Origin of the sequence: Ensifer sp. (genome assembly GCF_035999185.1) — a bacterium.
Lineage (GTDB): Bacteria > Pseudomonadota > Alphaproteobacteria > Rhizobiales > Rhizobiaceae > Ensifer.
Map to the genome: position 1 here is coordinate 15167 of NZ_DASYHB010000186.1, position 14042 is coordinate 29208.

Sequence of the window (14042 nt, forward strand, 5' to 3'; positions counted from 1 at the left end):
ACTGGTAGGTTCGAGCCCGAGAAATAGGACGGGAACCATGTCGAGCGGAACGACGGAACTTTCGGAAATCGCGGTGATGGACAGGCAGCGACCGTTCTGGTCGAGCCTGCGTTGGATGGTGCTTGCCTATGGCGCCCCCATGGTCCTCTTCCTCATCGTCCAGTTTCTGCGCGCGCCCGACTATGTCGGTCGCGACAATGACGATGTCATGCGGCTGGTCCAGGTTCGCGACCTTTTGGCCGGCCAGAGCTGGTTCGATCTGACGCAGATCCGCCTGGGCCTCGATGGCGGCACCCTGATGCACTGGTCGCGCCTGATCGACCTGCCGATCGCCGGGCTCATGGTCCTCTTCAGGCCCTTCGTCGGCGCAGTTGAGGCCGAAACGCTGGCGCTGGCGATCTGGCCGATCTTCCTTGCCGTTCCGTTGCTTGCGGCAATGGGCCTCGCCGGTCGCCGTGCCGGCGGCGTGGGTGCCATGCATTTCTCTCTCGGCCTGACGGTCGCCTTCGTCATCACCTCAAACCGGTTTCTTGCGGGGGCGATCGACCATCACAATGTGCAGCTGGTGCTGGCCGCAACCATGTCGGCGATGCTGGTTGACCGGCAGCTGCGCGCCTCAAGCTATGCCTTGGCCGGGGTGGCTGCTGGCCTGGCAATTGCGGTCGGCGCCGAAACGACGCCGTTGGTGGCCGTGGTCTGCGCGATTGTCGCTTGCCAATGGGCCGCGGTCGGCCAGCCCGCCTCGCGTGCAACAATCGCCTTCGGCCTTTCGCTTGCGGCCAGCCTTTCGGCCATCTTCTTCGCAACGGTGCCGCCGCGTCTCTACCTTGCTGCAAGCTGCGACAATCTCTCGATCGCCTTTTATTCGCTGGCGCTCTCTGGTGGCACCCTGCTGGCACTCGCTGCCGCCACGGCAAGCCGTCGCGCACTGGTCGTGCGGCTTATCGCCCTTGGTGCTTGCGGCCTTGGTGTCGTCCTGGTCGCGCTGGCGGTGGCGCCGCAATGCCTTGGCAATCCGCTGGCCGGGCTCGATCCCTTGCTTGTGGAGCTGTGGCTCGACAATGTCATCGAAGCCCGTTCGTTCGCCGCGATTGCCGCGCAGGAGCCGGCGAACTTGGGCGCCTACTACTTCACCGGTGCCTTTGCCTCGGCCATCTGCATCTGGCGCGTCTGGCGCCGCGACCAGGCTGGCCTCAACATCGTCCTCTTCGCACTCGTGTTTTCGAGCCTGGCGATTGCCCTTGTCCAGGTTCGCGGAATGGCTTTCTCCAACCTCTTGGCCATCGTTCCCATCTCGTTGCTGCTCTCTGACCTTCGTGTCCGGTCCAGCGGTGGGACGGCTGGCGTGCGCGCATCCCTTCTCTATGTTGCCGTGCTCGTCATTTCCCTTCCAGCGGCCTGGGCTGTTGCCGGAACGCTTGTCGGCAAAGGGCTCGATCAGTTGGTGAAAGCAGAGCCGGCCCCCTCGAACGGCGAGGCATGCCTGTCGAGTTCCGCGCTTGCCGATCTGGAGCGCCTGCCGCCGTCGCTCATCGTCGGCCCGTCGGACATCGGCGCCACAGTCCTTCGCCGCACCGAGCACCGCGTTCTGAGCGCGCCCTATCACCGTAACGCGGCCGGCATGCTGGAAGAGTTGAAAATCGGCCTGGCGCAGCCGGAGACCGCTGCGGCGATGCTGCGTGCGCTCGGAAACCCGATCCTCGCCTTCTGCGCTGCCGACGTTCAGACGCGAATGGTCGCCATGCGCGCGCCTGAGGGCCTCTTTGCTCAGCTTGCTGCCGGGCGCTTGCCGGCCTTCCTGTCGCCTCTGCCGGTTTCGGCCGGTGCCCCTCTTCAGCTCTATGCGCTGAAGCCCTGAGGTCCGGTCGGCGGCCCTGCATGCCGCTCGCCCGAGAATGCGCCAGCAGCGCTCGCCCTTTGGCGCGTGGAAAGCGCATTCGATGTGCTGGCCTTCGCCACCGGGTGCGGTAAAAGAGGCGATGGCTTCTTTCTTCGATAGCGATTCTCCGAGCAACCTCACCGAGTATTCGGTCAGCGAGCTTTCGGGCTCGATCAAGCGAACGGTCGAGCAGGCTTTCGACCAGGTGCGCGTGCGCGGCGAGATCTCCGGCTATCGTGGCCCGCATTCCTCCGGCCACGCTTATTTCGCGCTCAAGGACGATAAGGCGCGCATCGATGCCGTGATCTGGAAGGGGACCTTCTCGCGTCTGCGCTTCCGGCCTGAAGAAGGCATGGAGGTGATTGCGACCGGCAAGGTCACGACCTTCCCCGGTTCGTCGAAATACCAGATCGTCATCGAGACGATGGAGCCGGCCGGCGCCGGCGCGCTGATGGCGCTGCTCGAAGAGCGCAAGCGCAAACTGGGCGCGGAAGGCCTGTTTGATGCCGGCCGCAAGCGGCCGCTGCCTTACATGCCCAAGGTGATCGGCGTCGTGACCTCGCCGACCGGTGCGGTTATCCGCGATATCCTGCACCGCATCGCCGACCGTTTCCCGGTTCACGTCGTCGTCTGGCCGGTGCGGGTGCAGGGTGACGGTTCGGGCGACGAGGTGGCGGCGGCAATCCGTGGCTTCAACGCCCTCGAACCCGGCGGCCCGATCGCCCGACCGGACGTGCTGATTGTCGCCCGTGGCGGCGGCAGCCTTGAGGATCTCTGGGGCTTCAACGACGAAGTCGTGGTCCGCGCCGCGGCCGCCTCCGACATCCCGCTGATTTCGGCGGTCGGGCACGAGACCGACTGGACGCTGATCGACTACGCCGCCGACCAGCGGGCGCCGACGCCAACCGGAGCTGCGGAAATGGCCGTGCCGGTGAAGGCCGATCTCGAAGCTGGCGTGTCCGGCCTCTCGGCACGCCTCAAGGCGGCGGTCGGGCGGCAAATGGACAATCGCCGCCAATCGGTACGCGCACTGGCGCGGGCGCTGCCGTCGCTCGATCAACTGCTGGCGCTGCCTCGCCGGCGCTTCGACGAGGCGGCACTCGGTCTCGGTCGTGGACTGCAGATGAACACCACCAACAAGCGCCGTCAGTTCGAGCGCGTCTCGGCTGGCCTGCGGGCCGATCTTCTGAAAGGCAAGTTTTCAGAGCGCCGCCAACGCATCGTCGACGCCATGAACAAGGCGGAGCGGATCGTCGAGCGCCAGGTGCATCGCGGCGAGGCGCGGGTGTCGGCTGCCGATGCCGCGCTGCGCGCGCTGCCGTCGCGCCTCATCGGACAGATCCACCGCGCGTCGGATCGTGTCGCCGGGCTCGGCGGCAGGTCGGACGCGGCCATCCGCACCGACGTTCGCCGCCTGCGCAGCGTCATCGTCGCCCAGGATCGTATCCTGCAGTCGCTTTCCTACCGCAACGTGCTGCAGCGCGGCTTTGCCCTGGTGCGCGATGCCGAGGGTGGCCCGGTGCGCGAGGCGTCCGCCGTTGTGCCGGGCATGGCGCTGAGCCTGGAGTTCGCCGATGGCCGCGTTTCGGCCGTCGCGGGCGAAGGCGAGGGCGAGCCTATCGCGCCGACATCGCCACCGCGCAAGAAACCGGTGAAGTCGTCGGAGCCGGTGGCCGGCGACCCGCCGAAACAGGGCAGTCTGTTCTAGGGCCTGCCAAGGCGCCATGCCGCGACGCACAGGCCAGGCCACTGCCAAGGTGAAGACCGTCAATCGACCGATCGTCAGGGAAAACCATGCGCATCCTACTCGTGCTTGCCCACCCGCTCGAAGACAGCTTTGCCGCAAGCGTCGCGCGGGAGGCGCAGTCGACTCTGGAAGCGAGCGGCCACTCCGTCGATCTGCTCGATCTCTACCGCGAAGATTTCGATCCGCGCCTGAGCGTGGCGGAACGCAGCAGCTACTTTTCCGACAACTACAATGACGCTTCAACGGCTGGACTGATCGCCCGACTGCAGGCGGCAGACGGATTGGTTCTGGTCTTTCCGCAATGGTGGTTCAATTTTCCGGCGATCCTCAAGGGCTTCTTCGATCGTGTCTTTGCGCCGGGCGTCGCCTTCGACAACGATCCGGCCGGCGGCCGCATCATCCCGCGCCTTCACAACATCAAGCTCTTCTGGGCGCTGACGACGACGGGTTCACCCTGGTGGGTGGTACACCTCTACATGGGCAACCCGGTAAAGCGGCTTTTGAAGCGCGGTATCGCCGCCTTCTGCGCCAAGGGTCTCAATTTCCGCATGCTGAGCCTGCATGACATGGACCGGGCGACCGACGCCAAGCGCAAGGCGCACTTGGAGCGTGTCCGCCGGCTTGCCTCCAGTCTGTGAACGCGGCTATTCGAACGTCGCGAGATATTTGCGCAGCAGTGCGTTGAGCACCACGCGTTCCTCGGGCGAAAGCTCGGAAACGACGCGATGCTGGTTGGCCACATGCGCGGTCGCGGCCTCGTCGACGCGACGCAAACCCTCCTCCGTGAGCGCGATGATCACGCTGCGGCGGTCCTCGGGATTGGCGATCCGTTCGACGAGTCCCGCCTTTTCCAGCTGGTCGATGCGGTTGGTCATGGTGCCGGAGCTGACCATGGTCGTATCCAGCAGTTCATTGGGCGATAACCGGTAGGGCGGACCGGAACGGCGCAGCGTAGCGAGCACGTCGAAGCTCGACGCATTCAACCCGCGTTCGGAAAACGACTTCTCGATTTCCCGGGAAATATGTGTCGAAACCCGTGAAAGGCGACCGAGCAGGCCCATGGCGGAAACGTCGAGGTCCGGCCGCTCCCGGTTCCATTGGGCCAAAATCCTGTCGACGCGATCCATCTAAACCTCCATCATTTTTCTCAGTATAGAGTATCTTGACGTAGAGATAAACTCTGGTAGGCTCGATTTATCTTGATGTAGAGATTCTTGAGATAAAGATATGAGCGCGAACCGCACCACCGATCTTACCCTGACCGCACTTGCACCGGCCATCTGGGGCAGTACCTACCTCGTCACGACAGAGTTTCTACCGGCCGGATATCCGCTGACGGTCGCGATGTTGCGCGCCCTGCCGGCGGGGCTGCTGCTTTTGCTGATTGTCAGGCGGCTTCCGCAAGGCATCTGGTGGCCGCGCACCTTCATCCTCGGTACGCTCAATTTCTCCTTCTTCTGGGCCATGCTGTTCGTTTCGGCTTACCGGTTGCCGGGCGGCGTCGCCGCCACGGTCGGCGCCGTCCAACCGTTGATTGTCATCCTTTTGTCGCGGGTCTTCCTGGGGTCCCCGATCCGCACGCTCAGCATCGTCGCCGGCCTTGCCGGCATCGTCGGCGTCGGCCTCCTGGTACTGACGCCGGGCGCCACGCTCGATCCGCTCGGCGTTCTCGCGGGTCTCGCCGGCGCCGTATCCATGGCCTTCGGAACGGTGCTGAGCCGCCATTGGGCGCCGCCGGTGCCGCCGCTCACCTTCACCGCCTGGCAGCTGGCGGCGGGCGGCCTGATGCTCGTGCCGGTCGCTCTGTTCGTTGAGCCTTCGCTGCCGCCGCTGACCGCGGCAAACGTGCTGGGTCTTGCCTATCTCGGCCTGATCGGCGCGGCCTTCACCTATCTTCTCTGGTTCCGCGGTCTGTCGCGGCTCGAGCCGTCCGCCGTCTCGCCGCTCGGTTTCCTGAGCCCGGTCGTGGCCATCCTGCTCGGCTGGGGTGTGCTTGGCGAGCAGCTGACACCGGTGCAAGCACTCGGCATCCTCGTCGTCTTTGCCAGCGTCTGGCTCAGCCAGCGCGCGCAAGTGGCGCCCAAGGCAAGTCCCGCTCGCGCTTAAGGCGGGACTTGCAACCGCAGGGCGGGCGCTTCACATTTGCCGGCAACGGCAACTCTGGAAGCGCTGCCCCACATGACCGAGCACCTGACGCCGGCGCACTACTCCGATCTCCTCCGCTTTGCCCGGCGCCAAACCCGTCGCGTCGCCGAAGCGGAGGATTTGCTGCATGAAGCGCTGATTGTCGCGCTGAAGGCGCAGCGGTTCCCGACAGGTGACGATCGCGCCTGGTTCTGCGGCGTCATCCGCAGGCTGGCCGCGATGCAGGCGCGCACCGCCGCGCGGCGTCAGCGCCGCGAGCAGCAGGCGAGCCTTCCGGAGGCGGAAAGTCCGGCGGGTTCGAACGATCCGCTCGTCTTTGCCGCCACCCTGGCGCCCGCGCTCAGGATCGTATTGCTGCTTGCCGTCGCCGGCCACAACAGGCCGGAGATCCGCCACCTCCTCAGAATTTCCGACGAGGCATTACGCCAGCGCATTCTGCACCTGCGCCGCGCCTGGCGCGACGCCGGCAACGGCGAGAGCAGCCTGGAACTCGTCGGACTGCGCTTTCCTCTGGAAAGCGGTCGGATCCGCCAGGCCCTTTTGCCGGTGACGCGCGGTGGCCAAGCGGCATTTGCCAGTCACGATCCGGATGGTCATCTGTTCGCGGTCAGTTTTTCTTCTCACCCGTCTCACAAAACAGCGACCGGCGGCAACAAGCCGGCGTAACCAACACTTAGGGAGCAAGCAATGCTGTCGAAACCGCGTATCGGAGCCGTCTGCTATTACATATCGGACCTCGGCCGGACGGAGGCCTTTTATCGTGACGTGCTTGGCTTGAAGGTCGAGCGCATGGAGGACGATGAGGCCGGCGCCTGGCTGATGGCCAAGATCGAAGACGAGGTTGAGCTGGTGTTCTTCGTCGTGGAAAGCAGGCCCGGCAATTCACCCATCATCGTGTTCGATCTCGCCGAGGGCGGCATCGACGATGTTGTCGCCGGTCTCGCTGAAAAGGGCACCACCATCGTCACGCCGGTGAGCCATGCTCCGGGCGGCTGGTCGGCGGAATTCGCCGATCCGGACGGGCACGTTCTGTCGCTCTACCAGTCGGCCCAGGTTCCGCGGCTGAAGCGCGCTGCTCACGGCTGACGGATACCAAAAAACGGCCGCCGCATCTGCTGCGGCGGCCGAAAGTTCTCCCAAGGGCACTGCTCCTGACGAGCGCGCCTTCAGGCCCACTCGCCCTTGCGCATCACCGGCACGCGGCTGCCGTCGGCGCGCACGCCGTCGATGTCCACCTCGCCCGAACCGATCATCCAGTCGATATGGATCAGGCTCGAATTGCCGCCCTGCGCGCGGATCTGTTCCGGCGTCAGCTTGGTGTCGTCGATGAAGCAGCCGGAATAGCACTGGCCGAGCGCGATGTGGCAGGAGGCGTTTTCGTCAAACAGCGTGTTGTAGAACAGCACGCCGCTGGCCGAGATCGGCGAGGAATGCGGTACCAGCGCCACTTCACCGAGCCGGCGTGCACCTTCGTCGGTGTCGAGCACCTTGTTCAGCACCTCTTCGCCGCGCGACGCCTTCGCCTCGACGATCCGGCCACCTTCGAAGCGTACCTGGATGTTGTCGATCAGCGTGCCCTGGTGCGACAGCGGCTTGGTCGAGGACACATGCCCCTCGACGCGCAGCGCATGCGGCGTCGTGAACACTTCCTCGGTTGGGATGTTGGGGTTGCAGGTTACGCCGTTCTTTGCTTCCGACGCGCCACCGCACCACAGGTGACCATCGGCGAGGCCCACGGTCAGGTCGGTGCCCGGACCCGTGAAGTGCAGGGCGGAAAAACGCTCTCCGTTCAGCCAGGCCGAGCACCGGGCGAGATTGGCATTGTGCTCCTTCCAGGCGGCGACCGGGTCGGCGACATCGACGCGCGAGGCGGCGAAGATGGCGTTGGCGAGCTTCTCGACGGCGACCTCTTCGGGATCGTTCGGGAAGACCAGCTTTGCCCAGGACGGGTTCGGGTAGGAGACGATGTTCCAGTTGATGTCGAAATTGGAGATCTTCTCGAGCGCCGGCTTGTAGGCGATCGAGTTCGCCTTGTTGGCGCGCGCGACCTTTGCCGGATCCTGCGCCGACAGCATCATCGGGTTGTCTCCGGAGATCGCAAGGCGCGCCGCACCCCCGGCAAAGGCTTCGGCCATGCCCTTGAACAGCCAGTCACTCGCCCGGTCGAAGCTCTCGTCCGGCGCGTAGGCGTAGCGTGCGAGCGTCGTGTCTTCGTCGGAATAGAGCGTCGTCACCAGACCGGCACCCGCCTTGTAGGCGTGTTTGGTGAGGAGCCGCACCAGCGGCATCGCTGCGACCGGCGCGGTCATGACCAGGTCCTGGCCGCGCTGAAGCTGCAGGCCGACCTGGATTGCGACTTCCGCAAGCTTTTCGAGTTTCACCGGATCGATGGGGGTGGGTGTGTTGGCAGGATAGGTCATGATCTCACTGTGCTTTTGAACTCGGACGCTGAAGACTTAGTGCGCTTTGCGGCGAAAATGAAGGCCGAGCACCAGCAACGTTTGCAATCAGCGCGCGTCGAGCGCGGCGCGCACTCGCTCGACATTGCTCCGGTGCACCGCTTCATAGGGCTCGAAATAGACGATTGCTCCGGAGGCGATCTCTGCACCCGCGAAATCCTTAAGCGTGCCGACTGGAGCGCCGTTCGACAGGGCGTCGACCAACCTCTCGATATAGGTGCGATTGGCGTCGATCAATTCAGGCCCATAGCCGCCTTTTGCGATGCGCTCGCGCTTGCCGTGGCTGGGCAGGATTTTGGCGATCGGCCATTGCCGCAGACGCTTGAGCTCGGCGATATGCGTCGCTGTCTGGTCGGCTTCGCTGATATAGGTCGCGGTGTCCTCGAGCGTGTCACCGGCAAGTAGCAATCGATCGTCAGGCAGCCACAAAACATTGCCGTCGGCGCTGTGGATGGCGAAGTGGCGCAGCTCCACCCGCCGCGTGCCGATGGCAAGCGCAAGGCTGCTTTCGAACAGTCGATTGGGCATGACGAGGGGATGGATCGGTGGCGTCGCCGCCTCGATCTTCTCGCGGTTTTCGTGAAGCTTTTCCGCCGTCAGCTTGAGCGCGATGATCTCGCAATCGGCAAAGACGGCATTTCCGGCCACATGGTCCTTGTGCCAGTGGCTGAGCACGACGCGGATCGAGGTGACGCCAAGGCTCTCCAGGTGCGCGCGGATCGCCCGCGCATGGTCGAGCGAGATATGGGTGTCGTAGACCAGCGCCTCCCGCCCGTCGACGATGGCATAGGAGGCGACGCCGAGTTCGTAGGCGCCGTCATCAAGCCAGTTTGGCGCCTGCGAATGAAGCCGTACCCCGGCGACGCGCCCGTCGTAATAGGCGTAGACACCGGGGTGGGGTTCCAGGATCGTCAGGGTCGCGGTCATGTCCGTCACGTCGTGCTCCTCCAGCAGGGCTCGGACACTCTCTTAGGCCAGTATCGAGCAAAACTGAAGGACGGCGCTACCAGCCTAATTCTGGCCTGCGCGCAGCAGATAGGCGTCGTGCTCTTCAAGGAAGACCATCAGTCTATCGCCATAGTCGGCCGACACTGCCGCTTTGACGCTCGGTCGTTCGGCGAGCGCTTTGCGCCAGGCGCGGACGCGATCAAGCCCGTCGAAAATCTGATGATCGGCGAGCGTGTCGAACAGGTCGAAATAGCGGAAGATCGGCGCGAACACCGCATCGACCAGGGAGAAGGCGCTGCCGGAGAAATAGGGTCCAGCACCGAGTGCAGCCTCGACGGTCGCGAACTTGGCGGCGATCGCCTTGCGCTTTTCTTCGTAAGTGTTCCTGTCCTTGGCGGTCTCGAAACCCCAGAGATCGGAAAGGATCGACGAGCCAAATTCCATCCAGCCGCGATGGCGCGCGCGTTCCAGCGCATTCTGCGGATGCAGCTTGGGTCCACCCTCGGCTTCTTCGACATATTCGGCGATGACCGAACTCTCGAACAGCACGGCTTCACCGGCCTCCTGCGGGATCTGCAGCAGCGGCACCTTGCCGAGCGGAGAAATCTTCAGGAACCAATCTGGCTTGGCCTTCAGGTCGATATTGGTTCGCTCGAAACGCACGCCCTTTTCGTCGAGCGCGATCGAGGCGCGCTGCACATAGGGGCAGAGATGGTGGCTGACGAGGGTAAGGGTGGCGGTCATCGATGGTCTCCTTAGTTCATGTAGATGCAATTGCATATATGTGGGCTTGCTTCGGCTTTCAAGGTGGATGTAATTGCATCTATGAGCGAACGAGAAAAAGACGGCGGGGAACTGCCCGGACCGGAAACGACCGCAGCCTGGATCGGGCTGATGCGGGCGCGCGAGCGGGTACTTGCTCGCATCGAGGCCGACTTCAAGGCCGCCACCCTGCCACCGCTTGGCTGGTACGATGTGTTGTGGGAACTGGTGCAGGCAGAGGAGGGGCGTCTGCGTCCCTTCGAGATCGAAGCCCGCACACTGCTTGCGCAATACAGCCTGTCACGGCTGATCGACCGTCTGGCCAAGGAAGGGCTGGTTCGCCGCGAAGCCTTCGATGCGGACGGGCGCGGACAATGGGTGGTGGTCACCGAGGCTGGGCGGGCGATGCGCGAGCGCATGTGGCGAACCTATGGTCCGTCGATCGAAACGCATATCGGTGCACGCTTGACCGAGGCTGAGGCAAGGCAGCTCGCGGCGTTGCTGGCGAAGCTGAGGTAGGTCGCATCGAAAGGCCGGCGTCTGCGCGTGGCGATCGCCCCAAAAAGGGCGGCGACCTCTCAGCTGTCGAGCCCGAATGACTTTTCCAGCGCTTCCCAGGTTTCGTCCATGGCGAAGGTGCCCGAGAGATAGGGGAGCGCAATATGACCGTAGAGCGGCGAAAGCTGCCACTCGGCCGTCTCCTCGTCGACGCCGGCGATCTGCTGCAGGTAGATCGTCGAGACGAGGCCGGTTCGGTCGGCGCCGGCCCGGCAGTGGATCAAGAGTGGCTTCGGCGCATCCCTGAGGATCGCCATCAGCGCGTCGGTTTCCTTGCGGTCGATTTCGGCTGAGGCCGACATGGGGAAGTTGATGAGCCGGATACCGTTGCGGTCAGCGGCAGCGACCTCGTCGCGATACCAGCGCTCGTCGGTCTTTTCGCCACGCAGATTGAGAATGGTGCGAATGCCGTAGGTTTTCGAGTAGGCGGCGATCTCGTCCGGTGTCGGCTGCGCCGAGCGATAGACCTCGCCGGCGACCAGGGTGTGGAAGTTGCCGGTCCATTGCAGGCCGACGAGATAGAGGGTCAAGCCGGCAGCAAGCGCAGTCGTGGCGACGGCGACGCGTTTAAACAGACGCTTCGCACGCAAAAGATTTGCAGATGCCATGAAACAACCCCGCGGCCAGCCCGCTCTCTAACTTAGTCTGCAGGAGGCATATAAGTCATCCGTGATATTTTGATGGCAAGGGTCAGGCGATGAGCGGCGCCACGACTGCCTTCAACGCCGCCTGCGCGTCACGCGGTTGAAGCCGCACCTGCAGCCCCCGCTGGCCGCCATTGATATAGACCTGCTGTTCGGCAAGGGCAGCTTCCTCGATGGCCGTCGGCACCAGCTTCTTTTGCCCGAACGGGCTGATGCCGCCGACATGGTAACCGGTCAGCCGTTCGGCATCGGCCGGCTTCATCATCGCCGCCGACTTGCCGCCGAAGGCGCTCGCGAGCTTCTTCATGCTGACCTCCCGGTCGGAGGGCACGACGCAGCAGACCGGCTTGCCGTCGACCTCGGCCATCAGCGTCTTCAGCACCCGGCTCGGATCCTCGCCAAGCGCTTCGGCCGCCTGCAGGCCGACGCGCTCGGCATTGGGGTCGTAGTCGTAGGTGTGGACGCTGAAGGCGACGCCGGCCTTGGTGAGCGCCTGCGTGGCGCGCGTGGTCTTTGACATCGATCTTGCTCCCAGGTTCAGGCGCGCGAAACTACGCAGCGGCGAGCAGGGCCTCGTAGAGATCCGGCTTGAACCCGATCAGCAGATTGCCATCGGCTTCGAGCACGGGGCGCTTGATCATCGAGGGCTGCGAGAGCATTAGAGCGATCGCCTTTTCCTGGTCGAGATCCTGCCTGTCGGCGTCGTCGAGCTTGCGGAAGGTCGTGCCTGAGCGGTTGAGCACCGTTTCCCAACCGGCCTCGTTGCACCAGCGCTCGAGATGCGCGCGGTCGATGCCTTCGGCCTTGTAGTCGTGAAAGCGATAGGCGATGCCCCGGCCATCAAGCCAGGTGCGTGCCTTCTTCATCGTGTCGCAGTTCTTGATGCCGAAAATCGTGACCGTCATGCGATGCCCCTGGGACTGCTCTCGGCAATTCAAGGGATGGGTAAGACCGCCTGGAATCGCGCAATTTCATTCGATTGGCAGGAGTGATAGCGCTCTCGCACGTCCGAGGGAAGTGGCGGCCTCAGGTCACGCCGGCGTAGCGGCCGGGCTTGTGGTTGATCGCCAGCGTCATGTTGACGACGGCCGCGCCGATGACCGACAGCGCGAGATTGGCGGGCGGCAGCACGAAGAAGGCGACGGCAAGAATGGCAAGGTCGACGCCGAGCTGGAAGTAGCCGGCGCGAATGCCGAACTTCTCCTGAAGATAGATCGCCAGGATGTTGATGCCGCCGAGACCGGTGCGATGGCGAAAGAGGATCAGCAGTCCCGTGCCCATCAGTCCGCCGCCGACGATGGCCGCATAGATCGGGTCAAGACGGGTAAACTCCACCCAACCGGCCGTCAGCCGCGAAAACAGCGCGACGAGACTGACGGCAAGGAAGGTGCGCAGCGCAAACATCCAGCCGAGCCGTTTCACCGCCAGGACGTAGAAGGGCAGGTTGACGAGGGAAAAGACCAGCCAGAACTCGGCGCCGGTCGCATATTGCAGGAGCAACGCAAGACCCGACGTGCTGCCCGTCAGGAGCATCGCCTTGCTGTAGATGATGACGCCGAGCGACATGATCAGCGTGCCCGTCAGGATCGCCAGCGCATCCTCGTAGAGGCGATGGCGCTCGGTCGGACTTTCGGACACGTTCATGCTTCGCTCGGCCATCTTGTCCTCAGAGGTTTTTGAACTTGGCGATGACGCCGTCGACTTCCGCCGTCTTCAGGCCGGCGATGTTGATGCGGCCGGAGCCGGGCATGTAGATGCCGTGCTCGTTCCTCAGCCGCATGACGTCGGCCTCGGCGAGAGGCAGCAGCGAGAACATGCCCTCCTGGCCGGCCACGGCGCCAAGCGCCTGCCAGCGGTCGCGCAGGCCTTCTGAAAGCGCGTGGCGGATGTTGCTGATACGCAGCCGCATGGTTTCGAGTTCCTGCTTCCAGTCACGCGTCAGCTCGGCGTCGGAAAGGATCGTGCGCACGATGGCCGCGCCATGATCCGGCGGCATCGAGTAGCTGGTGCGGGCAAGCCCCGCGAGGTTGGAGCGGACCGTGTCGGCCGAGGACGACGAAGTCGTCACCGCGAAGATGGCGCCGGCGCGTTCGCGGTAGAGGCCGAAAGATTTCGAGCAGGAAACCGCAATCAGCGTTTCCGGTACGACGCTGATCAGATGGCGAAGCCCGGCGACGTCCTCATCGAGGCCGCGACCAAAACCCTGATAGGCGAGGTCGACGAGCGGCAACAGGCCGCGTGCGGCCGCGACCGCCGCGATCTCCATCCACTGCGCCTCGGTGATCACCCCGCCGGTCGGGTTGTGGCAGCTGGCATGCAAGAGAACAGCGTCACCGGGCGCAGCGCCCTGTAGCGCGGTCATCATGGTGTCGAAGAGCACCGTCTGCGACGGTACGTCGAAGAACGGATAGCCCGGTGTTTCCAGACCTGCCGCCTTAAAGATGCTTGCATGGTTCGGCCAGCTCGGCAGCCCGATCCAGACGCGCTTGCCGCCCATCTGGCGGATGAGGTCTGCGGCGAGCCGGAGCGCGCCGGAGCCACCGGGCGTCTGCACCCCGGCGACATGACCGCGATTGACCGTGTCGCCGCCGACCAGCGTCCAGAGGTGATCAACGAAGACGAGATCGCCTTCGGGGCCGACATAGGCCTTGCTGTCCTGGGTTTCGAGCAGACGCGTCTCCGCTGCCTTGACGGCGCGGAAGATCGGCGTCGCGCCGGTTTCGTCGCGATAGACGCCGACGCCGAGATCGACCTTTCCGGGGCGCTCGTCCTTGCGGTAGAGCCCGATCAGGGCCAGCAACGGATCATCGGGTTGGCGGGTCAGAGCGTCGAACATGCCGGAATATCCCCCTCGAGTGGCAGCGATGCGATAGCGGTGAGGCGGCCGTTTCTCCGGTCGC

16 protein-coding genes are annotated in these 14042 nt (G+C 64.3%); 7 read left to right on the plus strand and 9 right to left on the minus strand.

Annotated elements, in window-relative coordinates; genetic code table 11:
- Nucleotides 1-37: 37 nt before the first annotated feature.
- The 3 genes from VGO04_RS25140 to VGO04_RS25150 all read left to right on the plus strand — a co-directional run bounded on the left by VGO04_RS25140 (nucleotide 38) and on the right by VGO04_RS25150 (nucleotide 4264).
- Complete coding sequence (locus VGO04_RS25140) at nucleotides 38-1858, plus strand: hypothetical protein (RefSeq protein ID WP_327498683.1); 1821 nt, start codon at nucleotides 38-40, stop codon at nucleotides 1856-1858.
- Nucleotides 1859-1979: 121 nt separating this feature from the next.
- Nucleotides 1980-3587 carry an exodeoxyribonuclease VII large subunit gene (gene xseA / locus VGO04_RS25145; RefSeq protein ID WP_327498684.1) on the plus strand — a complete coding sequence of 536 codons (1608 nt, stop codon included), beginning with the start codon at nucleotides 1980-1982 and terminating at the stop codon, nucleotides 3585-3587.
- Nucleotides 3588-3673: 86 nt separating this feature from the next.
- Nucleotides 3674-4264 carry an NAD(P)H-dependent oxidoreductase gene (locus tag VGO04_RS25150; RefSeq protein WP_327498685.1) on the plus strand — a complete coding sequence of 197 codons (591 nt, stop codon included), beginning with the start codon at nucleotides 3674-3676 and terminating at the stop codon, nucleotides 4262-4264.
- Between the two features lie 6 nt (nucleotides 4265-4270).
- Here VGO04_RS25150 and VGO04_RS25155 read toward each other — a convergent pair whose 3' ends face one another.
- Nucleotides 4271-4753, minus strand: coding sequence for a MarR family transcriptional regulator (locus VGO04_RS25155; protein WP_327498686.1), 483 nt, complete (start codon nucleotides 4751-4753; stop codon nucleotides 4271-4273).
- Between the two features lie 100 nt (nucleotides 4754-4853).
- Between VGO04_RS25155 and VGO04_RS25160 the strand changes: the two genes are divergently transcribed.
- The 3 genes from VGO04_RS25160 (at nucleotide 4854) to VGO04_RS25170 (ending at nucleotide 6857) form a co-directional block, all read left to right on the plus strand.
- Complete coding sequence (locus VGO04_RS25160) at nucleotides 4854-5732, plus strand: EamA family transporter (protein WP_327498687.1); 879 nt, start codon at nucleotides 4854-4856, stop codon at nucleotides 5730-5732.
- 72 nt (nucleotides 5733-5804) lie between these two features.
- On the plus strand, nucleotides 5805-6437 hold the full coding sequence (locus VGO04_RS25165; RefSeq protein WP_327498688.1) for a sigma-70 family RNA polymerase sigma factor: 633 nt from the start codon (nucleotides 5805-5807) through the stop codon (nucleotides 6435-6437).
- A 21-nt stretch (nucleotides 6438-6458) separates the two neighbouring features.
- The gene (locus VGO04_RS25170) at nucleotides 6459-6857 is read left to right on the plus strand and encodes a VOC family protein (RefSeq protein WP_327498689.1); all 399 of its coding nucleotides are present in this window, start codon (nucleotides 6459-6461) and stop codon (nucleotides 6855-6857) included.
- 80 nt (nucleotides 6858-6937) lie between these two features.
- On the opposite strand, the gene VGO04_RS25175 is transcribed toward VGO04_RS25170, so the two are convergent.
- From VGO04_RS25175 to VGO04_RS25185, 3 genes are all read right to left on the minus strand, one after another.
- Nucleotides 6938-8191, minus strand: a complete 1254-nt coding sequence (locus VGO04_RS25175) for an aminopeptidase (RefSeq protein WP_327498690.1) — start codon at nucleotides 8189-8191, stop codon at nucleotides 6938-6940.
- An 87-nt stretch (nucleotides 8192-8278) separates the two neighbouring features.
- Nucleotides 8279-9157: an MBL fold metallo-hydrolase gene (locus VGO04_RS25180; protein WP_327498716.1), complete on the minus strand. Its 879-nt coding sequence runs from the start codon at nucleotides 9155-9157 to the stop codon at nucleotides 8279-8281.
- A gap of 84 nt (nucleotides 9158-9241) precedes the next feature.
- Nucleotides 9242-9922: a glutathione S-transferase family protein gene (locus tag VGO04_RS25185; protein WP_327498691.1), complete on the minus strand. Its 681-nt coding sequence runs from the start codon at nucleotides 9920-9922 to the stop codon at nucleotides 9242-9244.
- An 81-nt stretch (nucleotides 9923-10003) separates the two neighbouring features.
- On the opposite strand from VGO04_RS25185, the gene VGO04_RS25190 reads away from it, so the two are divergent.
- Nucleotides 10004-10459, plus strand: a complete 456-nt coding sequence (locus VGO04_RS25190; protein WP_327498692.1) for a MarR family winged helix-turn-helix transcriptional regulator — start codon at nucleotides 10004-10006, stop codon at nucleotides 10457-10459.
- A 59-nt stretch (nucleotides 10460-10518) separates the two neighbouring features.
- On the opposite strand, the gene VGO04_RS25195 is transcribed toward VGO04_RS25190, so the two are convergent.
- From VGO04_RS25195 to tatA, 5 genes are all read right to left on the minus strand, one after another.
- A complete protein-coding gene (locus VGO04_RS25195) occupies nucleotides 10519-11106 on the minus strand; it encodes a dual specificity protein phosphatase family protein (protein WP_327498693.1) in 588 nt (195 codons plus the stop codon).
- A gap of 82 nt (nucleotides 11107-11188) precedes the next feature.
- On the minus strand, nucleotides 11189-11662 hold the full coding sequence (gene ybaK, locus VGO04_RS25200; RefSeq protein ID WP_327498694.1) for a Cys-tRNA(Pro) deacylase: 474 nt from the start codon (nucleotides 11660-11662) through the stop codon (nucleotides 11189-11191).
- 31 nt (nucleotides 11663-11693) lie between these two features.
- The gene (locus VGO04_RS25205) at nucleotides 11694-12047 is read right to left on the minus strand and encodes an ArsC family reductase (RefSeq protein ID WP_327498695.1); all 354 of its coding nucleotides are present in this window, start codon (nucleotides 12045-12047) and stop codon (nucleotides 11694-11696) included.
- A 121-nt stretch (nucleotides 12048-12168) separates the two neighbouring features.
- Nucleotides 12169-12801 carry a YitT family protein gene (locus VGO04_RS25210; RefSeq protein WP_327498696.1) on the minus strand — a complete coding sequence of 211 codons (633 nt, stop codon included), beginning with the start codon at nucleotides 12799-12801 and terminating at the stop codon, nucleotides 12169-12171.
- 7 nt (nucleotides 12802-12808) lie between these two features.
- The gene (gene tatA, locus VGO04_RS25215; protein WP_327498697.1) at nucleotides 12809-13978 is read right to left on the minus strand and encodes a tyrosine aminotransferase; all 1170 of its coding nucleotides are present in this window, start codon (nucleotides 13976-13978) and stop codon (nucleotides 12809-12811) included.
- Nucleotides 13979-14042 lie beyond the last annotated feature (64 nt).

Coding starts and splice junctions, on each gene's coding strand:
- ybaK (WP_327498694.1), bottom strand. CDS start 11,662: ATGTCAAAGACCACGCGCGCCACGCAGGCGCTCACCAAGGCCGGCGTC.
- VGO04_RS25195 (WP_327498693.1), bottom strand. CDS start 11,106: ATGGCATCTGCAAATCTTTTGCGTGCGAAGCGTCTGTTTAAACGCGTC.
- VGO04_RS25210 (WP_327498696.1), bottom strand. CDS start 12,801: ATGGCCGAGCGAAGCATGAACGTGTCCGAAAGTCCGACCGAGCGCCAT.
- VGO04_RS25160 (WP_327498687.1), top strand. CDS start 4,854: ATGAGCGCGAACCGCACCACCGATCTTACCCTGACCGCACTTGCACCG.
- VGO04_RS25140 (WP_327498683.1), top strand. CDS start 38: ATGTCGAGCGGAACGACGGAACTTTCGGAAATCGCGGTGATGGACAGG.
- VGO04_RS25205 (WP_327498695.1), bottom strand. CDS start 12,047: ATGACGGTCACGATTTTCGGCATCAAGAACTGCGACACGATGAAGAAG.
- VGO04_RS25155 (WP_327498686.1), bottom strand. CDS start 4,753: ATGGATCGCGTCGACAGGATTTTGGCCCAATGGAACCGGGAGCGGCCG.
- xseA (WP_327498684.1), top strand. CDS start 1,980: ATGGCTTCTTTCTTCGATAGCGATTCTCCGAGCAACCTCACCGAGTAT.
- VGO04_RS25165 (WP_327498688.1), top strand. CDS start 5,805: ATGACCGAGCACCTGACGCCGGCGCACTACTCCGATCTCCTCCGCTTT.
- VGO04_RS25190 (WP_327498692.1), top strand. CDS start 10,004: ATGAGCGAACGAGAAAAAGACGGCGGGGAACTGCCCGGACCGGAAACG.
- tatA (WP_327498697.1), bottom strand. CDS start 13,978: ATGTTCGACGCTCTGACCCGCCAACCCGATGATCCGTTGCTGGCCCTG.
- VGO04_RS25185 (WP_327498691.1), bottom strand. CDS start 9,922: ATGACCGCCACCCTTACCCTCGTCAGCCACCATCTCTGCCCCTATGTG.
- VGO04_RS25180 (WP_327498716.1), bottom strand. CDS start 9,157: ATGACCGCGACCCTGACGATCCTGGAACCCCACCCCGGTGTCTACGCC.
- VGO04_RS25150 (WP_327498685.1), top strand. CDS start 3,674: ATGCGCATCCTACTCGTGCTTGCCCACCCGCTCGAAGACAGCTTTGCC.
- VGO04_RS25170 (WP_327498689.1), top strand. CDS start 6,459: ATGCTGTCGAAACCGCGTATCGGAGCCGTCTGCTATTACATATCGGAC.
- VGO04_RS25175 (WP_327498690.1), bottom strand. CDS start 8,191: ATGACCTATCCTGCCAACACACCCACCCCCATCGATCCGGTGAAACTC.